Source organism: Halobacillus litoralis (assembly GCF_020524085.2).
Lineage (GTDB): Bacteria > Bacillota > Bacilli > Bacillales > Halobacillaceae > Halobacillus > Halobacillus litoralis_E.
The window spans coordinates 1,525,645-1,547,515 of record NZ_CP129016.1 but is presented as its reverse complement, the minus strand read 5'-3'; the positions used below and the strand labels follow the sequence as shown (position 1 = coordinate 1,547,515).

Annotated in this window: 18 protein-coding genes and 1 pseudogene; 1 reads left to right on the top strand and 18 read right to left on the bottom strand. The window is 35.3% G+C overall.

The genetic code is table 11. The features are described 5' to 3' along the window. Positions 1-103: 103 nt before the first annotated feature. Positions 104-1,075 (bottom strand): C40 family peptidase, encoded by a 972-nt coding sequence (locus tag LC065_RS07835; protein ID WP_226592456.1) that lies wholly within the window; start codon positions 1,073-1,075, stop codon positions 104-106. A gap of 400 nt (positions 1,076-1,475) precedes the next feature. Here LC065_RS07835 and LC065_RS07830 point away from each other — a divergent pair, with 400 nt between their 5' ends. Then, on the top strand, positions 1,476-2,528 hold the full coding sequence (locus LC065_RS07830; protein ID WP_226592458.1) for an S-layer homology domain-containing protein: 1,053 nt from the start codon (positions 1,476-1,478) through the stop codon (positions 2,526-2,528). Between the two features lie 187 nt (positions 2,529-2,715). On the opposite strand, the gene LC065_RS07825 is transcribed toward LC065_RS07830, so the two are convergent. From LC065_RS07825 to LC065_RS07745, 17 genes and pseudogenes are all read right to left on the bottom strand, one after another. After that, positions 2,716-3,936: an S-layer homology domain-containing protein gene (locus LC065_RS07825; RefSeq protein WP_226592460.1), complete on the bottom strand. Its 1,221-nt coding sequence runs from the start codon at positions 3,934-3,936 to the stop codon at positions 2,716-2,718. 701 nt (positions 3,937-4,637) lie between these two features. Next, the gene (locus LC065_RS07820) at positions 4,638-5,681 is read right to left on the bottom strand and encodes a GDP-mannose 4,6-dehydratase (protein WP_226592462.1); all 1,044 of its coding nucleotides are present in this window, start codon (positions 5,679-5,681) and stop codon (positions 4,638-4,640) included. Continuing rightward, entirely contained in the window at positions 5,662-7,029 is a 1,368-nt protein-coding gene (locus LC065_RS07815; protein WP_226592464.1) for a UDP-glucose dehydrogenase family protein, read from the bottom strand. Before LC065_RS07815 ends, LC065_RS07820 begins: the two co-directional genes overlap by 20 nt. Positions 7,030-7,096: 67 nt before the next feature. Beyond that, a complete protein-coding gene (locus LC065_RS07810; protein ID WP_226592466.1) occupies positions 7,097-8,545 on the bottom strand; it encodes a flippase in 1,449 nt (482 codons plus the stop codon). 93 nt (positions 8,546-8,638) lie between these two features. Further along, positions 8,639-9,796 carry a polysaccharide pyruvyl transferase family protein gene (locus tag LC065_RS07805; RefSeq protein ID WP_226592468.1) on the bottom strand — a complete coding sequence of 386 codons (1,158 nt, stop codon included), beginning with the start codon at positions 9,794-9,796 and terminating at the stop codon, positions 8,639-8,641. Between the two features lie 24 nt (positions 9,797-9,820). Then, positions 9,821-11,032, bottom strand: coding sequence for an EpsG family protein (locus LC065_RS07800; protein WP_226592470.1), 1,212 nt, complete (start codon positions 11,030-11,032; stop codon positions 9,821-9,823). Continuing rightward, complete coding sequence (locus LC065_RS07795) at positions 11,002-12,111, bottom strand: glycosyltransferase family 1 protein (RefSeq protein WP_226592472.1); 1,110 nt, start codon at positions 12,109-12,111, stop codon at positions 11,002-11,004. Before LC065_RS07795 ends, LC065_RS07800 begins: the two co-directional genes overlap by 31 nt. A gap of 20 nt (positions 12,112-12,131) precedes the next feature. Further along, positions 12,132-12,536 carry an acyltransferase gene (locus LC065_RS07790; RefSeq protein WP_306163870.1) on the bottom strand — a complete coding sequence of 135 codons (405 nt, stop codon included), beginning with the start codon at positions 12,534-12,536 and terminating at the stop codon, positions 12,132-12,134. A gap of 149 nt (positions 12,537-12,685) precedes the next feature. After that, positions 12,686-13,828, bottom strand: coding sequence for a glycosyltransferase (locus LC065_RS07785; protein ID WP_226592474.1), 1,143 nt, complete (start codon positions 13,826-13,828; stop codon positions 12,686-12,688). A 33-nt stretch (positions 13,829-13,861) separates the two neighbouring features. Continuing rightward, positions 13,862-15,181 (bottom strand): nucleotide sugar dehydrogenase, encoded by a 1,320-nt coding sequence (locus LC065_RS07780; RefSeq protein WP_226592476.1) that lies wholly within the window; start codon positions 15,179-15,181, stop codon positions 13,862-13,864. Between the two features lie 9 nt (positions 15,182-15,190). Then, complete coding sequence (locus tag LC065_RS07775; RefSeq protein ID WP_226592478.1) at positions 15,191-16,294, bottom strand: glycosyltransferase family 4 protein; 1,104 nt, start codon at positions 16,292-16,294, stop codon at positions 15,191-15,193. Further along, positions 16,291-17,190, bottom strand: a complete 900-nt coding sequence (locus LC065_RS07770) for an NAD-dependent epimerase/dehydratase family protein (protein ID WP_226592480.1) — start codon at positions 17,188-17,190, stop codon at positions 16,291-16,293. The genes LC065_RS07775 and LC065_RS07770 overlap by 4 nt, the downstream gene beginning before the upstream one ends. Before the next feature lie 54 nt (positions 17,191-17,244). Next, complete coding sequence (locus LC065_RS07765; protein WP_226592482.1) at positions 17,245-17,844, bottom strand: sugar transferase; 600 nt, start codon at positions 17,842-17,844, stop codon at positions 17,245-17,247. A gap of 45 nt (positions 17,845-17,889) precedes the next feature. Then, positions 17,890-18,771 (bottom strand): UTP--glucose-1-phosphate uridylyltransferase GalU, encoded by an 882-nt coding sequence (gene galU / locus LC065_RS07760; RefSeq protein ID WP_226592483.1) that lies wholly within the window; start codon positions 18,769-18,771, stop codon positions 17,890-17,892. Between the two features lie 20 nt (positions 18,772-18,791). Then, the gene (locus LC065_RS07755) at positions 18,792-20,657 is read right to left on the bottom strand and encodes a polysaccharide biosynthesis protein (protein WP_226592485.1); all 1,866 of its coding nucleotides are present in this window, start codon (positions 20,655-20,657) and stop codon (positions 18,792-18,794) included. After that, the gene (locus LC065_RS07750) at positions 20,641-20,796 is read right to left on the bottom strand and encodes a hypothetical protein (protein WP_226592487.1); all 156 of its coding nucleotides are present in this window, start codon (positions 20,794-20,796) and stop codon (positions 20,641-20,643) included. Before LC065_RS07750 ends, LC065_RS07755 begins: the two co-directional genes overlap by 17 nt. Positions 20,797-21,017: 221 nt before the next feature. After that, positions 21,018-21,787, bottom strand: a pseudogene (locus tag LC065_RS07745) (tyrosine-protein phosphatase). Positions 21,788-21,871: the final 84 nt, after the last annotated feature.

Genomic DNA, 21,871 nt, shown 5'->3' with positions numbered 1-21,871 from the left:
ACCTACATAATAACCCCCTTCAATTCAATACCTTGCTCGGTACCCAGCCTAAAAAAGAGGTTTAATCATCAACCATTTGATTTATAGATATTTATGATATGGTTCAATATAAAGCACGATACAAGAAAGCACTGAATTCAGCTCTAGTTGCTTCCTGATTAGGGCGGAATGTGTTGTCGTTATACCCTGAAGTGATGGAATTCGAAGCTAATGCGTACACATCCTCATAGGCCCAATGAGAAGAGCTCATATCCTTAAAACGATAAGAATTGCTGTTAGTGCTGAATTCGAAAGCTCTATTGATGATCGCTGCTATTTCCGATCTGGTAATCGCTTCATCTGGTTTGAATGTACCGTTCTCATAACCAGTGATCAGACCAGCATTCACAGCCGCATTGATGTAACCATATGCCCAGTGTGCAGAAGAAACATCCTTGAATTGGGCAGATGAAGAGGGATTAAGGTTTAATGATTTGCCCACCATCATAGCTACTTGTGCTCTGGTGACATGATCTGTAGGTCCAAAACTTCCATCAGAATAACCATTGATGATTCCTTCGTTATTTAATTGTTTAATTTCATCATAAGCCCAGTAATCACTGGATACATCATTGAAAAAACTGTTATGTAAGAACCTTTTGGCCCCCGTGTACTTATCTCCCCAATAACCAGAAAAGACTGGGTCAATGGCAATACCTCTACTTTTAGTAGCCGAAATCATATTCCCGTCTCCGATATAAAACCCTACATGGGAAATTCCTTGCTTATGTGTACCCGAGAAGAAAACCAAGTCACCTTTTTGTAGATTTGATTTCGATACATAGGTCCCTTGTTTATATTGATCATAGGAACCCCTTGAAAGATCGACTCCTACTTTGTCCATTATGTAGTATGTAAATCCGGAACAATCAAACCCAGTGGGAGTTTCTCCACTCCACTGATACGGTGTTCCAAGATGTTCTTTTGCAAGTTTGATTACTTCATCGCCTGAGACAGATGCAGCCTGAGTATGTGGTACAAAAAGGACCATGGCCATAAGACTAGTTAACACGACACCAAAAAATTTCTTCCCCAAAAGAGTGTACCTCCCGATTATGTATGAATGAATTTTTTTCTCTTTTACTATCGTAGCACACTATATTTCGACATTATTTTACAACTGTGTAACAAATCCTCTGTTTTTCTCCTTATTACCATTGATTTATACCTGCTCTCAGTATGATGATGCGCAAGGTGTCATCCGCTGGAACGAAGGATTGTAAAAGGGTGACGATTGTGCTACTCTGGTGCGTGGCTCTTTTTATCATTTATTAGAGCCTTTATAACTATTTACATACCAAATTGTTGTTGCCTCGGTTCTTTAATTAAATGATAGTACCTGTGAAAGATTTAAATTCTAGCTCTCGCTGAATCCTAGGCTTCCCGTTTATTTGGGAACCAGATTCCTTGCAAAAATAATATAAAGGATGAATGTTTTGAAAAAATTAATGTTTATGACGTCTGTGGTTATGGTTTTCTTTTTGATTCCTAATCTTCAAGCTCATGCTTATCCATTTGAACCGATCGATATTGAGGGGCATTGGGCGTATGAAGAACTGGATCAGTTCGCGAAAGCCTCTCTTGTTGAGGGATATGAAATGTCGGATGGGAGAAGAGAAATTCGACCCTACCAGTCGATTACTCGCGCTGAATTCGTAGCCATTTTGAATCGTGCTCTAGACCTGAAGGAAGTAGAGGGTGGAACGGATTTTGAAGATATTAAAGGAAAATGGTATGAAGAGAACGTCCGTATTGCTTCTTCCCATGGACTCGTTTATGGGATGGGAGAAAATAAGTTCGAACCAAACCGCCCTATTACACGAGCAGAAATTGCTTCCATTGTTATTCGAGCGACGGAAGATAGCATTGACTTTTCTCAAGGATCTGTCAAAACGTTTGAAGACGTATCTCAGTACTGGGCATTAGATGCGATCAATCAGGCGAGTAAAGTCGGTATTATTCATGGGGTATCCACGACAGAATTCAAGCCAAACCAAAACGCTAATCGTGCAGAATCCATTGTAATGATCAAGCGTGCGCTAGACAAAGAACAAAGTAATACTCCTTCGGAAGAATACCTGTTGAACCTCATTCACCAATTATCCGATGAATGGACTTCTGCTCTTGAAACGAAGAATTATGAAAAGTTAAAAGCGACACAAGACCGGACCACTGGATATTATGGAACGATGCAATCGATCAGTATTTCATACGACATCAAAGGAATGGAAGATGGTACATCAGTGGAATATGATGTGACTACTCCGAAACAAGGACATGCGGTTCATATTGCCAATCGATTCGCTGATGTGAAGATTACCCAGGGGGAAATGGAAAGAACGGTGACTTTCCCTTATGAACGAAATGGAAGTAAATTTTGGACTTCCTCCATCTCTGAGGTTGGGACCTACCGCTTCTATAAGGAAGATGGAAAATGGAAGATTTACGACATACAGTCCCCAGAGGAAGATGGTTTGCTACTGTATTAAACGTCCTACAAAACCGCTCCAAAGCCTCTTAGCTTAGGAGCGGTTTTTCATTTGTCTGCTCAGGACCAGTTCCACTTAGAAATAACAACATAAAAAGAAGAGGCCTACAAACCAAATTGGTTCGTAGGCCTCTTCTTTGTTTAATAGACTGAGTTTTGTCCCAGCCTCTTTCACTTTTATACATTACTTAGATGTCAGTCCCGCCCGTTGATGCATCCACTTCAAATTCAGCACCATCTTCGTTGTTCTTGAACACATGGATTTCGGTAATATAAGAATCTCCGTCATAATCCTTTGTTTCTTTCTCATACGTGTTCAGGTAAGTGACATCATTTACACTAAACTGATCATAAATTCTTTCCTCGGCCTGTTCCACGGTCATATCAAGGTGGCGATCAGCGTCAAAGACTTCACTAACAATCGCATCCAGCTTCCATTTGCCATCTTCTTTGATGAGAGTAATGGTTTTAAATGAACCTGTGTATGTGAAAGCTTCCAGCTGTGCCGTTTCAACAATGACCTTATCACTGTTATTCTCCATCACATTCATATGAATGTCCCAGGCGAAGTTATTGTCATAGTATAAGGTATCACAGCTTAAGCATGCTTCATAATATGTTTCTTCGACTTCTTCGTTAAAGTCACTCGTTACATACTCAGTCATTTCGTCTTCAATTCTTTGATAATCACGGTCTTCGCTACCTGCACCGTATTCCTTTAAATCATCGTATAAAATTGTGAAAACTTCCTCCTGCAAAGTTTCTGTTTTTTGAGCGATTTCGTTCTCACTCAAATGGTCAGATCGGAAGGAAGGTTGAATGGTTGCAGCCAGCACTCTGGCGAATTCCGCACGCGTAATATCTTTTAAAGGAGCGAACGTGCCATCAGGATTCCCATGGATGATCTGCTGGGAGGTCAGATCAAGGATGCTCTCGGTTGCCCATGGAACATCTTCCGCATCAGGAAAACCATCGACTTCTCCATTTCTTTGGATGTTGTAGGCACGATCAACCATTGCGACTGCTTCTGCACGGGTGATTGGATCTTCTGGTCTCATCTTTCCGTCGTAACCTTTGATGATACCTTCTTCATAGGCGACCCCTACTTCATCAGAATAATAAGCATCTTTGGATACATCATCGAATGGTATGTCCCCTTCATGGGTCTGATTTGGGTAAAGATCACGTATAAGCATGACTGCTACCTCTGCGCGTGTCACATTTTCCATCGGACCGAACGTACCATCCGGAAACCCGTAAACAATTCCTTCTTCATTCAAGTATAGTATTTCATCCTTTGCCCAGCTTACTTTATCCAAATCCGGGAAAGAATCAGCAGCACTTACACTTGTAATGAAAAATGAAAACATAAACGAAAGTGACAATACCAAAGTCAACAGTTTCTTCATACGTACACATTCCCCCTTAAATTTTTCCATTTTAATTGTACTACAAATAAAGGAAGAAATGATAAAATATTCATATTTTCCTAGTGTTTAAAAGAAAATCAGAAAGATGACCTAGTTTATTAAGCATGGGAACAGCGCAAGAAATGAGCGAGAGTTATGGATTTATCGAATTAACAAGAGACAAACGTTTGAAATGTTTCCGCTAAGGTCATTGAAGAGAATCACTATTAATCACAGGGGCGGTTTCATCAATTGGGAAGGGGAGTACTTCCTTAACAGCTGAGTAAATCCGTGTCTCCGACTTTTAGGGTTTTAGTTACCTGTACCCTTAAAAGAATATTATAAAAATCTCTTTCCCAAAAATTGCGTAAGAACCAGTTTAACTTAGCAGTGGCAAACTTTCATTCGCACATCTTAGGAATGAATCATTGCAAAGAAAATCCTTCTTTATACATTTCCTTTCTCTCTTATAGACTTTAGTTTAGTTCTCCATCGTTATCTCATAGAAATCTTTTTATAATTTAATATGAATTTTGTAGCTTCTACTCCAACTAAAAGTGTTTACATGAACATGTACACATATGAATTATTAAAATACAGCGTAGTATCACGTACATACCATTGATACTACGCTACACTTTATCACTTTAACGCAGCGGGCTCAGGTGCCTACTCAATGCTTTTTTTAACTCTCTTTAACATTACTGTCCTTTGACATCTTTTTTCTCATAATACTTCACGTACCAATCAGCAAACTTCTGTAAACCATCTTGTATCGCTGTTTCTGGTTTAAAACCTACAGCTTTTTGCAATTGTTCAGTAGATGCATAAGTAGCAGGAACGTCACCAGGTTTAATCGGCTCATACTCTTTCTTAAACTCTACTTGTTCACCAAGAGATTTGGATAATGCTTTTTCTAGTGATTTAATAAAAAGCATTAGTTTTTCTGGACTATTATTCCCAATATTAAAGACTTTATGTGGAGCAGAATCCGTTTTTGGCTTATTGCTCAAAAGTCGTTCAATACCAATCACAATATCATCAATATAGGTGAAATCTCTGTACAAATCATTTTCGAAATCACCGTTATTAAAGATCTTAATAGGTTTACCAGCAAAGTACTTATCTGTAAATCTAAAGTAAGCCATATCAGGGCGTCCCATTGGTCCATATACAGTGAAAAAACGTAGTCCAGTGGCAGGTATGTTATACAGATGGCTGTATGTATGCGCCATTAGTTCATTGGATTTTTTCGTTGACGCATACAAAGAAACAGGGTTATCTACAAAATCGGACTCTTCGAAAGGGACTTTTTTGTTAGCACCATAAACGGAACTTGAAGATGCGTACACTAGATGATCAACCGGATAATGGCGGCAAGCTTCTAATATGTTATAGAAACCAATCATATTACTTTGAATGTAGGCGTCAGGATTTTCAATAGAATATCTAACTCCTGCTTGTGCGGCTAAATTCACCACAATTTGAGGTTCATATTCTTTAAAAATGTAATTTACTTCTTCCTTATCAGATATATCATCTTTAATAAAAGTGAAGTTATCATAAGGTTTTAACAGTTCTAATCTAGTAAGCTTTAAGTTAACATCGTAATAATCATTTATATTGTCAACACCAATAACTCTACAACCTTTTTCTAATAGCTTTTTAGAAAGGTAATAACCTATAAAACCAGCCGCCCCAGTAACTAAATAGGTTTTATTAATATCAAGTGGATTGAAAGTCATACGCACTCTCCTTTGTAACTTGCCGTTTTCCTGGCTCACGACCAATAGAATGATATTCTACTTTAGCTTGCTTCATTTCTTCAACATCGTAGATATTACGGCCATCATAAACCAACGGTGTTCTCATCAGTTCTTGATATTTTTGTGGGGTTGTTGCCTTCACTTCCCCCCATTCTGTAAATACAAAACATACGTTAGCATCTTGAAGAGCATCTTCAACACAATCTACATATGTAATGTTGCCTTTGCCGTGCAATCCTTCTGGATATACTTTGGCAAAGTTATCTGCACCTACTGGATCATATGCATATACATCAGATCCCTGTTCAAGTAACAATGGTATATTTTCTAAAGAAGGAGCTTCTCTTAAGTCGTCTGTTCCAGGTTTAAATGTTAAACCTAATACAGCTACTTTTAAACCGCTGAAAGTAATGAGACGGTTACTTGCTTTTTTATATAAGACTGTTTTTTGTTCCTTGTTTACATCTATTCCCGCTTTAACTGTCTTAAGTTCATACCCATTCTGTTTTGCTAAGTAATCCAGAGCTTGAGTATCTTTAGGGAAGCAGGAGCCCCCATAACCAATACCAGCATTTAGGAATTTTGCTCCTATACGCTCATCGTAGCTCATCCCTTTTGCTACATCTTGAATATCTGCACCGACTAATTCACATAAATTTGCAATATCATTCATATACGAGATCTTAAGAGCAAGAAAATCATTTGAGGCATATTTAATCATTTCGGCAGATCTTCTGTTTACGGATACAATCGGAAGATGGAAAGGCTCATAAATTGCCTTAAGAATCTTTTCTGCCCATTCCGTTTCGGTACCGATAATTATTCTCTCTGCATGAAGGGTATCATGAACAGCAGACCCTTGCGCCAAGAACTCAGGGTTAGAGGCAACCTCAACATTTACATTATGGACCAAGAAGTCTTGAATAAATTGCTCTACTTTATCGTTTGTTCCTACAGGTACAGTAGACTTTACTACTACAAGACAATCCTTTTCTACTGATTCAGCAACCTGTCTGGCGACCGTTGCTATAGAAGAAAGATCTGCAGAACCATCTGCTTTTTCAGGTGTTCCTACCCCTAAGAAAACTGCATCTGCATCTTTATATGCTGCTTGGTAGTTGGTTGTATAATTGATTCGGCCCGTATTATAATTTTTCTGCATAAGCTCTTGCAAGTCTTTTTCATAAATTGGTGAAATCCCTGATTTCATTAAGTTAACTTTATTTTCATCAATATCTACACAAGTGACTTGGTGCCCCATTTCTGCGAAACAAACACCGGCTACTAAGCCCACATAACCAGTTCCTGCTACTGCAATTTTATACATTAATTTTCCCCCTGATTTTTTCAGCTAATTTCAATACCTAAAACTACCGCCTTCATAAAACATAAATTCATTTTGAAAATAAGTAATTTATATCTGTTTTATTTATTATTTTAAATATAAAACCTAATATTAGGTAAATAATGATTCCAGTAAGAATAGAGGTCACAAGGACATACACTTCATCATAAACAAACTTTGTAATAAAGCTGACTAAATAGCCCATTAAATAAGAAATAATAGTTGTTTTTACAAAAAAGGTGAATAGAGGCTGATATTCACTACTATAGATAACATTCTTTAAAATAGTAAATATAATTAATAAAGAATATGCAGTGTAGGTGATTAAAGTACTGTATACAGCACCATGAATACCAAACTCTGGAATGAATAAGATGTTTAAAATTAAATTTATAGTTGCAGATACCCCAACCATAACTGCTCTGACTTTCGCGAGTCCTATGTAATCTAATGTAGGACTGAGAACAGAATTCACACTATAAAAGAAGAGAAAAAAACACATTAGTTGAAGAATTTTAATAGTTTGATAGAATTCATCACCAAAAAATAAGAGTACTAATTCCTCACTAATTACATACAAACCGATACATATAGGAATTGTTATTAATAACGTTGTCTCTATTACTTTTTTTAGCTTCGTGGATCTCTCATCTTTATCAAGGGCAACAAGACCCGGACCTGTAGCTTGGCCGATAGCTACTAAAGGCATATGGACTTTTCCAATAATCATAGTAGCAAGGCTATACAAACCAACTGCAGTATTGTTCATATAGTATTGCACCATAAGGGTATCCGACTTCATATATAAGTAAAAACTCATGGATATAAAAAACATCGGTAAAGAATATTTCAAAATATCTTTAACAACCATTTTGTTTAAAGGTTGAAAAGAAAATAAATCAGACCTCTTATTAATTATCATGAATATCATTATAAAAAAGAATGTTAATATTGCTTCTGATATTAACAAAGAATATATCTCGAAATTCATTATTAGAAGGAGCGTTGCCAATACAGTATTTGCTATATTATAAAATATATTAAATTTGGCGTTTAAGTCTAACCTTCTCATTCCTTGCATAAGTTTCAAAATAAACTCTCTAAAAGACCTTAAGATAGTAATGAAAATTAAAATAGTCTCGTAACCTACCAAATTTACTTCTAATAGATCTTCCAACATAGGTAACGTGTTAATTAACAAGACAATCACAAGAATAGTTGCAAATAGTTTTATAAATATACCATTCGATATATATATAGATCTCCTATTTAAACTATTTTGGTGTAACGCGACATATCTAGCTACAGATGAGGAAAAGCCAAAATCTGAAACCATCACAGATAGGACTACCAGAGTTAACATAGTTTGGAATAAACCATACTGATCTGGTCCCAGAAACCTTGTAGTAAATATTAATAGTAAAAAACCTAAGATCAAATTGACTATCTGACCTAACATAGACCATAGAGATCCTGACTTAATGGAATTTATTTTCATTCTGTTAACTCCTGTATATTAAAGTGCTAGAATAAAGTGTGTTTCATTAGAATTATCGAATGCTCTGGATATTCTACATGGATATACTAATAGTTATGTATATTGCTTATTTCGAACATTTTCAACTTTATTAACTAGCAAGTCGTAAGCAACTTTCTTTTGATGGTTTCTTAAAACATCATTATACCCTCTACATTCGGCATCCTCTAATTCATTAATTAATTCCTCAATATCACTAGATATTGTTTTACATCTTTGGTCTTCATTAAGAGTTCTATAAAAATACCTTACTTTTTCATCCCATACTAGTGCGACAGCAGGAATATCTAATGAATATGCAATTATATGGCTGTGTAGCCTAAATGATATTATACTCTTAAAAGTAGATATTAATTCTACTAATTCTTTTGGAGTTTTAGGTCTCTTACAAATATATTCATCTAAATCATTATTATCGTAACCTGCTTTAGTCAATATATCTTTACTAAGCTGATAGTCCCTCTCATCACCGTTACAAAAAAGCTTCCACTTAATTTTCTTAGTGTTTAAATTTGATATAATATTAATCCAGAAATCTATTAGTTCCAAATTATCAATGTGATTCACATCCATAACACCTAAACCTGTGACTTCACTATTTTTCTTTCTGGTTTCATAAATATCTCTAACCCATATTGCAGGGTCAAATGTGGTGACCGCATTTATAGATGTACTTTTGAGGTAGTAGTTATTCAATGTGTCAATATCATCTCTAGTAGTTACAGAAGATATATTTTTAGTAGAAAGTGCCGATTTTAGTAAATTTTGAAGTTTATAATTTTGAATATTCCCAACGCCGCAAGCATTAAAAATTACAGGTATATTCTTTTCAGATAACACCTCAACAAAACTTTTTATGGAAAAAACAAATGTATCCTTAAACATTTGACCACCAGCAAACACCGCCAAGTCAAAATCTTCATTACAAACTTCTTTTATATATTGTTTCCTATTATTATATGCTTTTCTAAATTTATAATAATCTATATCTAAACCAGTTCCTTTAGCAATTTCTTTTATATTTCTTTTTAAATTCTTCACTTTATTATTTGTGTTTAGGTTTTTATATTCTCGATAACCTTCTCTACCAGAGATATCAACGGTCTTAATTTTGATGCCTTCTATTTCCGAGAGCATATGTTCAACACTTTCACAGATTACTCCATCTCCGAGATTAGTAGAATACCTTTCACCTATTAATAAAACTTTCAATATTTTGCCCCCTAAAGAACTATCTTAATAAAATATGTTTTGATATGGAAATAAATTAGGTATATGACTTTCTAATGTAAATTGAGTTCTATAAACGTAAAGATAAGCATATAATATTATAGCTCCATTAAAAATAAGCTTCCATAAATCCTTTTTTAAATATCTACTGATCATTGGCGCAACAATAAATAGAGCTATATTGGTATAGAATATCAGCCTTCCCATCGGAAGGATGCTACCATAAAAAGACAATATGCTATTTAAAGCAAATATTGTGATAAATAAAGATGTAATTTTCTTTATCTCTTTATTATTATTATGTAAAAGCAAAAAGAATAGCAGAGGTAAAGTGCTCAAACTTGAAAGGCTAAAATTTACATCATCAATATTACCATATATAGCATATCTAGCCCCCATAAAAGGAATAAATAGATATGATATTATAAAAAAGACCATAGGCGTAAATATTACTGCTAGTAAAATGAATTTTTTGTACCTGTTATTTTCCCAACTTTTCTTATTACTTATATAAGTCAAAGTTAGCATGAAAAGAGCAGAATAGTGGAACAAGCTTGCTATTATTATAATAGTAACGTATTTTTTTGTCTCATTTCTAGAAAGATAATAAAACGAGAAGAATACAATTCCTATTGCTATAAACATTCTAACCAGCCCAACTGATAATACCTGAAAATACAATATTGTACTTAGTAAAAAAACTGCCATAGGAAGGTTGATATCTTTTTTGTGTCTTTTAAACACAAAAAAGAATAACGATAATGGGATTAAAGAACTTAGAAGTTGCATATAGATATAGTTATCTGTAAATAAACTAACCGCAGCATTAAGCATTAAATAACCAGGCTCCATAGTAGTTTGCATAAACCTAGATAACCAACCTTGGTTTGATACTTCGTAAAATATTCTTATATATGAATCATCATCGATCCCTGAATAGTTCCTAAATCCTAAGACAAAGAATAAAATTAAGAACGAGAAAAATAAATTTACATCAAACATAAGGGAAGACTTTGACTGACTTGCTAGTGCTGCAAAAAAAGTTGACCCAAGAATTACGATAACATAAAATACATAAGTACTTCTGTATTCTGTAGGCATCATAAAATATACTAGAAAAGCACTTACGACATAAATATAACTTGTGAACAAACCTAACAAGTTGTTAGTTTTGTAATCATTAATAGTTAAATTTGCTTGTGTGTCTCCATGTACCATTTTTGAACTTCCTCCGCAACTTGTTGAATATCAAACTCATTTACAGCATTCTTAGTAAGATGTCTTGCTTCATTAGTTTTCCCTTTTATAGCTTTCGACCATGTCTTAGCTGGATCAGTGATACTAATATAGTTTACTTCACCTGTTACATTAACCTCTTCTGGAACTACTTTACTAGAAGTGTAACATTTCAAACCTGAAGCCTGAGCTTCAACTAAAACTATTCCAAACCCTTCATATAGAGAAGGAAACACAAAAGCATCCATCGCCTGAAAAAGTTCAGGAACGTCTGACCTTACTCCAGTAAAAATAACTTTTTCACTAATACCATACTCTTTGACTTTAGCTTCTATTTCATCTTTGACTTCTCCTTCACCAATTAACAAAAGAGAACTTTCTTTATTGTTTTTTTGAAATTCGTAAAAAATATCTATAAGAAAGCCATGATTCTTCTGATGATGAAACCTACCAATGTGACCTATCACAAAGTTATCTTTTACATTAAGTGATTTACGGTACTCTTTTCTTACATCCTCATTAAAATAAAATTCCTTGGTACTAATTGCATTTTTTACAATACTATATTTTTTCTCTCTATACATCTTTTTGGGGAGTAACCATTTTGCAGCCAACTTGGAGCAGGCAAAATAATTAGTTGCATATTTATGCAAAAGCCTTTGGTTAATTTTGTGTAAAATGCCATGAATTTTACTTCCACTATAACTAGTATTATGACAATGCACTATTCTATAAGGAACATTATTTTCCTTAGCTAATTTTAAAGGGGCCATATAGCTTAAAGAACTTACATGTTGATGAACTATTTTGTATTCTGGATGTCTTAAGAAAAAATTTTTTAATGATTTTCTATTCTTCAGTATACCCTTACTTCTAGATGTTACAGAATATATTCTACCTCCAAGAGATTTAATTTCCTTATCATAAGCACACTCGTTATCAGTATGTTTTAAAAAATCAAATTGTACTTGCGTTCTATCAATATTCCTATATAAATTCATTAAAAAGGTCTCAAGGCCTCCTCTATTCATAGAAGAGACAACATGTAGTATTCTTATCAATCTCATTCTCCTTTTAAGTACTATAAGTCACCTATAACTTTTGCAGGTACACCGGCTGCTTTTTTGCTATTCGGAATATCTTTTGTAACTATTGCTCCAGCTGCTATAATCGATTTCCCCCCAATATTTATGCCTGAAGTTATCACTACATGGCCTCCACACCATGTGCCTTCTCCTATACATATTGAATCACTTTTACCCGTGTGAGTTGCAACACCATTTTTAAAAACATGATTACTACTTGCAATAATGGACATCGGTCCAACAATCACATTATTTTCTAATGTTACATTTCCTTTAGCCTGTATATAACAATAATGTGAAATATAGCAATCATTACCTAAATATAAACTACCAGGGTTATTTATTATAACCCCTTTTCCGATCTGCACTCTTCTACCACATTCACCAAAAAATGGTTTCATTAATAAACCTCTAATACGATTCGTAATTATATGGTTAGGCAACAGTGAAGTAATTAAGTTTATTAGGTGAATTGGTATTTCACGAAATAGAAAGTTTAATAATAAAGTTCCTAGTCTCATTATTCATCTCCATTCAATATTTAAAAGGATTATGAGTTTTCTATAAAATCATTGAAAAAATTTTTTCTCCGGTTATAAAGAACAGACTTAATATATTTCTTTGAGCTTTCATGGTTCTTTAAAGCTTGATCCTCCATCTCTCCTTCATCCATTTCTTTGTATAAATGGACTATTTTATTCAAATCACCTTTGTCAAAAATATATTTATTGTCTATTAATTCATGAATACCACCAGCATCAGCACCTATCACCGGACAACCTCGACTCATTGCTTCTATAATTGCCCTTGAGAGACCCTCTTGTTTGCTAGGATGTATATATATATCTATGTCATCTAACCATTCAAACACTTTTTCATGTTTTAATGATCCTAAAAACTTTATGTTTTCGAACACTCCAAAATCCTCTGCAACCTTCTTAAGATACGTGGGGTCACCTCCACCTACCAACTGATATTCAATATTAAAACCATCACTTTTCAACTTCGCGAGTGCTCTTATTACATCCTGTTGACCTTTATAGGTTACATCTATTGTAGCGCATGTACCTATAATTACTTTTTCTCGTTGCTGCAAAGTTCTTATATTCGATATTCTTTCTTTAATGCTTGTATCCTCTACTGAACTTAAGGTCACATTAGAACATGCTATATACTTACCGTTAGTAGGATATCTTTCTTCAAGAAACTCTTCGGTTACGTAAACTACGTATTTTGCTTTTCTAACAGCTTTTTGCATTAAGTACGTTATAATATGTGCTGGAATTCTCTTACTAATACCCTTATTAGAAATAGCATCCCAAGCACAACCCACAACTTCCACTATATATGGTTTTTTATTTTTTTCTGCTAATTTCATCGCATATAGTCCTAATATACTCGGGACACGTATTACTAAATAATCACTGTTCATTATTTCTTTATCAATAGAGCATCTAACTGATTTTTCCATTAATCTTCTAAGGTCATTTATAGTTAAAAATTCTATATCATCTAAGACCTTATCTTCTGGTTTAAGATTACTTCCATTAACTTCTTTCTCTCTTCCAATCACACTTATTCTGTTAAAAATATCTAAATATCTTCTGAAAAACTCCTCATCAAAACCATATGAATAAAAATATTGGTTATTTAAACGAGGAAACTTATGATCATGAATAAAAAGACCACGCATATAATTCCCCTACCCTAACTATGAATTTATTTATTATAGACTCCAGTACGTGTAACCTAAATTCTCAAGCTCTTTCTGATTGAATAAACTCTTTACATCTACAATGATTTTCTCTTGGTTAGGACCTTCCTTCATTAGATTATCAATTTCATCTAAATCCATACTCTTAAATTCATTGTGTGCTACTGCAAATACCAAACAATCAACGTCAGTGAGATTATTTATATCAGCCAGCTCAATACCATACTCATTATATGCTTCCTTTTGATCTGCATAAGGGTCCACGATAACAGGATTAATTTCATACTCATTTAATCTATCAACTATATCTATTACTTTAGAGTTTCTAGTATCTGGACAATTCTCTTTGAACGTTACTCCTAAAATTGCTACTTTGGCGTTCTTCACAACTTTATTAGTCGTAATTAGCTTCTTGATTATAGCATCTGCTATAAACTCTCCCATGTTGTCATTTATCTTTCTACCTGATAAAACTATTTGGCTATGGTAGCCAAGTCTCTCTGCCTCATATACAAAGTAATATGGATCAACTCCTATACAGTGTCCTCCTACTAATCCAGGGTGAAAACCTAGAGCGTTCCATTTTGTGTTCATTGCTGCAACTACATCATTTGTGTTTATATCCATGCGATCAAAAACCATTGCTAATTCATTCATAAAGGCTATGTTAATGTCTCTTTGACTGTTTTCTACTACTTTTGCAGCTTCAGCTACTTTTATTGAACTCGCTTTATGAATTCCTGCTTCAATGACTAACTCATAGACTTTTGATATTTCATCCAATGACTCTGAATCAACTCCAGAGACGATTTTAATTATACTATCAAGCGTATGTACTTTATCACCTGGATTTATCCTTTCTGGTGAATACCCAACTTTGAAATCAATACCACATTTCAAACCAGATTCCTTTTCCAGAATAGGTATACAAATATCCTCAGTAACCCCAGGATACACAGTTGACTCATATACTACTATTGATCCTTTAGTAAGATTTCTCCCAATTATTTTACTAGCACCTATAACTGGTGATAAGTTTGGTGTCTTATCCGAATTGATAGGTGTAGGGACGGCAACCACGTGGAATTTAGAATCTTTTAATCTTGTTTCATCTGAAGTGAAAGAAACAGTCGTTTCACTTATAGCTTTATTTCCAATTTCATTCGTAGGGTCAACGCCAGATTTATACATTTCGATTTTTTGTTCATTCAAATCAAAGCCTATTACATTGATTTTTTTCGCAAATGCCACTGCAATTGGCATACCAACATATCCTAGACCAATAACAGATATATTTTCTTTTCCTTCTAACAAATCATTAAATATATTCATTTTGATTCCTCAACTTTTGGTTATTTTATCGATCTCATTCAAGTAGGTTTCAATAACTATAGAACGATTGAATTCTTTTTCTGCCTTTACACGGCTTCGATTACCCATTTTTACCTTTTCTTCGTGTGATAGATTAATAAATTTTTCTAGTTTAGATTTAAGAGATTCGGGGTTAGCAACTTCACAAAGATATCCGTTATATCCTTCTTCGACATTTTCTCTGCATCCATATGTGTCACATGTTATAAGCGGTCTTCCTATTGCAGCACCTTCTTGAAGTACTGTTCCCCTTCCTTCCCCATAGGAAGGTAGAACAATGCATGATGTTTTTTCCATAATTTCAGGTATGTCAGACCTCTTACCCAAATATTTTATGAAACCTCTCTGTTCATATTCTGCAAGAAATTTAACGTATCTTTCTTCATCGACAAACCCTACTACTTCAAATTCGACATTATTGTAGTTCTCTACAATACTCTTAGCTGCATGTAAGAATTCTTCAATACCTTTATCCTTAAGTACTCTTGCGACGAAAGTGAACCTAATCTTATTATCTGATGGTAGCTTTTTGTGCTTAAATTTATCTAAATTAACCCCAGAACCTGGTACTATGGATGTCTTTTGATTTTTAGATATGATTTTCATATCATGATAGAACTTCTTATTGTCTTCATTTAAGAAGATTACTCGTGAAGCAGATTTAAATGCAACCTTGTTTAATTTCGCAATTAAACTTTTTTGATACATGTTCTGAATATAAACTGATCCCAGTCCAGTAACTGTATGGATAGTCTTAACTTTCAATAACTTAGCCGCAATCCCAGCATATATATTGGGTTTAATAGTATAAGTAAGGACTAAGTCAGGAACGATAGCCTTTAACGTTTTTATATAATTCATGAATAGTTTTAACTCTGATATTGGATTTGTCCCTCTTCTATCCATAGGACTCTCTATAATTTCACAACCCAACTCTTTAAAATACTGATTTTCTTCTGATTTGGGCAGAGAAAGATAAACCTTATAGTCATTTTCTATTAGCTTTTTTACTAATTCCCGTCTAAAGGCATAAACTGTTATATAGTGGTTTGCAACAATTAAAATTTTTTTCATTTTTTATTTTTCCACTCCAAGTACTCCCCAACTTCTAACTCAATCCCTTTTGCAAGAGACATAGGTTGATAATTAAAATCTTTTGAAGCTTTCAAGTGTGAATAGCTTCTATTTTCCCCCATTCTTTGGACTTTCTCAACATAATCTACTTTACCTTTAGTTATAGCTTTGATAATGCTTGTCAAAATCACACCAAATTGCAATGGTATATTTATATATATTTTTTTCTGATTTAATTCTTTACTTATTAATTTAAAAACTGTTCTTAATTCTATAGGCTTTTCCCCAGAAAGATTATAGAAATTACCTTTGGTTTTCTGGGGAGACATTAGGACACTATAATATGATTTCCCTAAGTCTCTTGCATTAACAGGTTGCAATAAGCTTTTTCCCTTATTAATAATAGGTACTATAGGAAGTTTGTCTATAAGAGTTATAAACTTACTTATATTACTATCACATAAGTCACCATAAATCATTGTTGGTCTTAATATAGTTAAGTCTGGTGAATTATTCTGTGAAGATAATCTTATCACTTCATTCTCAATCAATTCATATTCTGCAGAAGCATTTTTAAACTTAGAATATATACCAGTTGTATGAATTAGTATTGTTCTATCCACATTATTTTTTATTGCTGCTTTATAAATAGCAGGGGAATGATGGATATTATAGATGTGCAATACTGTGTGGACATCTTGCATAACATTATTAATAAACTCTTGATTATTGATATCCCCTACAACCTTCTCTATATCCAATCCACTATTATCTAGTAAGGTTGTATCGGATGAGCTTCTAACTATGCATCTAATAGTCCCATTGTAGTCATTCTCTATTAATTCTTTAAGAAAGTATTGTCCACTATGTCCTGTAATTCCAGTTACTAAAAGCATACAACCACTCCTCCCGTCTCATTATATAAAGGAGTTAGAGTAGTAGTTAAAACCCTATTTCCTTGCATTACTTTTGGCACCTTCTACAACCCCATCTCTTTTTAACACACTAAAAATAGTTCCCATAAAACACTTGGCATCCATAACAATCCCCATGTTATTTACATATTCCCCATCTAATTTGGCTTTTTTATCAATAGGAAGTTCATCCCTCCCATTAATCTGAGCCCACCCTGTTAATCCAGGTAAGACATCGTTGGCGTTGTATTTTTCCCTTTCAGAAATCAGATCATTTTGGTTCCAAAGCGCTGGTCTAGGACCTACAATACTCATTTGACCTAAAATAATATTTATTATCTGTGGAAGTTCATCCAAAGAGGTCTTTCTAAGGAATTTACCTACTGTGGTAATATATTGATCTGCGTTATTTAGTAAATGGGTGGGAGTATCTTTAGGTGTTTCCATTCTCATAGTTCTAAATTTAAATATATAAAATGTATTCTTGTTTATCCCTACACGCTTTTGCTTGAAGAAAACGGGACCTTTTGAATCAATCTTGATACACACAACTAACAGTATAATAAATGGAAACAACATTATGATTCCAAGAGAAGAAAGACATAAATCTAATAGTCTTTTTACTTTTAAATACATATTTTCTGCCACCTATAATATGAGTTTATTATTAAACATAAATTTTCAATTAGTGATTTGTTCGTTTTGTAATAACTCTTTCAGATAACTTAATACTTCTACCTTTAGTTCCTTTCTTTCTAAAGCAAGTTCCAAAGTCGTCTTCACAAACCCCAGCTTCTCCCCAACATCATACCGCTTCCCCTCAAAATCATAAGCAAATACACGCTGGATTTCATTCAGCCTTTGAATGGCATCCGTCAACTGAATCTCACCACCAGCTCCTTTCTCCTGCTTATCTAAAAACATAAAGATCTCAGGATTTAGTATGTAACGTCCCATTATCGCAAGATTAGAAGGAGCAGTACCCTGTGCTGGTTTCTCAACAAACGTCTTTACTTGGTAAAGGCGATCTTCTTGATCAAGAGGATCGATTACTCCATAACGATGAGTTTCTTCATCTGCAACTGTTTGCACACCAATAACTGAGGATAACGTTTCTTCTTGCTGATCCATCAATTGACGAAGACATGGTTTTGGAGAACGTACGATGTCATCCCCAAGCAACACTGCAAATGGCTCATTACCAATAAACTTACGGGCACACCACACAGCATGCCCAAGTCCTTTTGGCTCTTTCTGACGAATAAAATGAATTTCAACATTCGATGTTGCATTCACCTTTTCAAGTAAATCATACTTCTCCTTCTGCATTAAGTTATCTTCAAGCTCAAAATTCTTATCAAAGTGGTCCTCAATTGCACGCTTTCCTTTACCTGTAACAATAATAATATCCTCAATCCCAGACTCAATTGCCTCTTCAACGATATACTGAATCGTAGGCTTATCAACAATCGGTAGCATCTCTTTCGGCATTGCCTTCGTCGCTGGCAGGAAACGTGTTCCTAGTCCGGCAGCTGGAATAATTGCTTTTTTCACCTTTTTCATTATAAGCTCCCCCTTTAGTTCTATAACACTTGCTCCAATACTTTTTTACTACTAGGCAATCTATTGTTAGCTAAGTCAATCACATATTTCTTCAAGTCTTCGACGCTTGAATCCCCGTGATGCTCAACCAAATACTCTACAAGCTTTGAATCAAACTCCACCGTCTTTCCAATAAAAATCTTCGGGAACACGGGCTTCTTATTCACTTCCTTATCACTCAGAAGCTCCTCATACATCTTCTCCCCAGGACGAATCCCATTAAACTGAATTGGAATTTGCTCTTCCGTAAAACCAGAAAGATGAATCAAGTTCTTCGCAAGATCTACAATCTTCACTGGTTCACCCATATCTAGCACAAATACCTCTCCACCACGAGCAAGAGCCCCCGCTTGAAGAACTAGTCTCGAAGCTTCTGGAATTGTCATAAAGTATCTAGTCATGTCTGGGTGAGTTACAGTAACTGGTCCACCTGCAGCAATCTGTTTTTTAAATAGTGGAATGACACTACCCCGGCTTCCAAGTACATTACCGAAACGGACAGCCACAAACTTCGTCTGACTTTGCCGGCCAAGGTTCTGAACAATCATTTCTGCAATCCGTTTCGTAGATCCCATCACGTTAGGCGGGTTAACTGCTTTGTCTGTAGATACGAGCACAAAGGCTTTTACCCCTGCATGATGTGCAGCTTCGGCTACGTTTTTCGTTCCAATGACGTTATTCTTCACCGCTTCTTTCGGATTGGCTTCCATTAAAGGCACGTGTTTGTGAGCGGCTGCGTGGTATATGTAGGACGGTGAGTAATCTTGTACGACTTGAAAAATACGCTCACGATCCTGAACATCAGCAATGACGGTCACAAGATCGGTATCAATGTCGGATTGTTTTAGTTCCATATGGATGGTATAAATGCTGTTCTCTCCGTGGCCGAGTAAAATGAGACGTTCTGGCCCGAACTTGACAAGCTGTCGGCAAATTTCTGAACCTATACTTCCACCGGCACCTGTAACCATCACGGTTCGTCCTTTCACTTCAGATTCTATTGAATCGATATCGAGTTCTACAGGCTCACGTCCGAGAAGATCTTCAATTTGAACATCTCGGATTTGATTGACGGATACATTTCCTAGTGCAATATCTTCAATCATCGGCAAGGTTTGAACATTTTTGACGTTTTTTTTCGACAGTTGAATCAAATCTTTGATAACCTCTTGCTTGACTGATGGCATCGCCATGACGATATGATTCACTTGATGTTTAGCTGCTAATTGTTCGATGTTATTTGTACTGCCAAGCACAGGAAGTCCGGAGACGGTTAAATGGTGCAACGTAAAGTCGTCATCCACGAATCCGACAAGGTCTCCTTTGAATTCTTTGGAGTCCTTCATTTGTCGTGCAAGCATACGTCCGGCAGCTCCTGCACCTACAATAAGTGTGCGCTGTCGGCTAGGATCATTGACTTTAATTTTTCCTTTTTTCAATTTCGGTTTCAGTGTCATGCCATAGTTCCTATAATACTGCCAGGCAAAACGCACGCCACCGATAAGTAATATATGTAACATCCACGTGATCGTCAAAGCCCGTTCATAAACGTTTCCAAATACGATGGCTTGAATCAGTACAGCAGTAATAATCGATAAGGTAACTACACCGAAAATACCGATCAACTCTTCGGTACTTGCGTAGCGCCACTTCTTCTTATACATCCCCGTCAGACTAGAAAATAGATGATGGCTGATAAGTAGTGTAGCTGAAAGTACGATCATGACATTGTCAAAGACAGCAACGTAAGGATTTAGAAAAAAGTGGGACATATAAACAGAAAAGAAAACGATGATGGAATCAACGAAAACTAATAAAAACAACCGTTTTTTATATGCGTTGGGCACTTGAATTCCTCCTCTTTCTTTGATCAATCGCCTTATGTATTTCTTTTTCCGATAAATTAATATTCCATTCGGGTGCTTGATACTTATTGTGTCGAATGGTTTTGATTGCTGAATTCGTTAATTGCTTTTCTTCCTCCATTCATACATCTCCTCTGATTCCACTCATGTTTTTGTAACTTTCTTGTAACAATCCACATTGTACCAATATCTATGAATGCTTAAAAGGGCATAAAAGTAGAATTTTGCAGATTTTTTATATTTTTTGTAAAAAATTATAAAAAAGCGTTTTCTTTTTTAAGAAACTCTTATATTCATATAAAGAGGTAATCACAGTTATTAATGATTACCTCTTTATTCCTATTAGAACAAACCGAATATTTTCTTCTTTTTCACATGGTGCGGTGGCTCTGCCTGCAAGGCTCTTCCAACCAGAACATCTTCCGCATTCTCTGATAAGAGATAAACGAAATCAAGACCGAATGTACCTCTGATTTCACTATAAGCTTCTGTCATACAGAAGCCTCGGGAACCCGTATTGTGAGCATCACTGGCAATCAGATGCGCCAGGTTCGCTTCCAGCAGTTGTTCTGAAAACTTTTTGATTTTCTTCCCGAACTTTCCGCAAACACTAGCGGCTGTCAACTGGACGTAAGCTCCATGCTTAACGAACGAATATAAAAGGTCTGGGTTCTCCATGATCGCTTTGTTCCGCTCCGGATGAACAATGATCGGGGAATAACCAGCTACCTGCAAATCAAAGAATAGTTGATTCGCATAACGGGGGGGATGCTGCCCGATGGAAATTCAACAAATACGTAATTACTTTCCTGATTCAATGGTAAGACTTCTTCCTGTTGCAAGCCTTCAATCATCTCGCCATAGATTCTCGTTTCCTGGCCAGGCAGAACTTCAAGTTCAATGCCCCGCTCCTGAAACGTTCGATTCAATTCATTGACTTGGATGAGGATGTCGTTCTTATAGTTATCGTAAGCCCCATTTTTATGATGAGGGGTAGCAATGATGGTTCGAATGCCGTCAGCGACCGCGGCTTCAGCCATCTGGACGCTTTCCTCTATGGTTTGTGCCCCATCATCCACGCCAGGCAAGATATGACTATGAATATCTATCAAAAGACCCACCCCCCTTTCTATTATTTTACAGACAAACTTTAAATACCAAGCTAGATTATAGCAATATCCGACACATTTTTAAAC

What these genes read in the sequence shown, in the direction of transcription:
- LC065_RS07800 (WP_226592470.1), bottom strand. Translation starts at nt 11,032, where the DNA reads ATGGTACATGGAGACACACAAGCAAATTTAACTATTAATGATTACAAA.
- galU (WP_226592483.1), bottom strand. Translation starts at nt 18,771, where the DNA reads ATGAAAAAGGTGAAAAAAGCAATTATTCCAGCTGCCGGACTAGGAACA.
- LC065_RS07785 (WP_226592474.1), bottom strand. Translation starts at nt 13,828, where the DNA reads ATGCGTGGTCTTTTTATTCATGATCATAAGTTTCCTCGTTTAAATAAC.
- LC065_RS07750 (WP_226592487.1), bottom strand. Translation starts at nt 20,796, where the DNA reads ATGGAGGAAGAAAAGCAATTAACGAATTCAGCAATCAAAACCATTCGA.
- LC065_RS07765 (WP_226592482.1), bottom strand. Translation starts at nt 17,844, where the DNA reads ATGTATTTAAAAGTAAAAAGACTATTAGATTTATGTCTTTCTTCTCTT.
- LC065_RS07810 (WP_226592466.1), bottom strand. Translation starts at nt 8,545, where the DNA reads ATGAAAATAAATTCCATTAAGTCAGGATCTCTATGGTCTATGTTAGGT.
- LC065_RS07825 (WP_226592460.1), bottom strand. Translation starts at nt 3,936, where the DNA reads ATGAAGAAACTGTTGACTTTGGTATTGTCACTTTCGTTTATGTTTTCA.
- LC065_RS07820 (WP_226592462.1), bottom strand. Translation starts at nt 5,681, where the DNA reads ATGACTTTCAATCCACTTGATATTAATAAAACCTATTTAGTTACTGGG.
- LC065_RS07790 (WP_306163870.1), bottom strand. Translation starts at nt 12,536, where the DNA reads ATGAAACCATTTTTTGGTGAATGTGGTAGAAGAGTGCAGATCGGAAAA.
- LC065_RS07775 (WP_226592478.1), bottom strand. Translation starts at nt 16,294, where the DNA reads ATGAAAAAAATTTTAATTGTTGCAAACCACTATATAACAGTTTATGCC.
- LC065_RS07815 (WP_226592464.1), bottom strand. Translation starts at nt 7,029, where the DNA reads ATGTATAAAATTGCAGTAGCAGGAACTGGTTATGTGGGCTTAGTAGCC.
- LC065_RS07770 (WP_226592480.1), bottom strand. Translation starts at nt 17,190, where the DNA reads ATGCTTTTAGTAACTGGAATTACAGGACATAGTGGACAATACTTTCTT.
- LC065_RS07780 (WP_226592476.1), bottom strand. Translation starts at nt 15,181, where the DNA reads ATGAATATATTTAATGATTTGTTAGAAGGAAAAGAAAATATATCTGTT.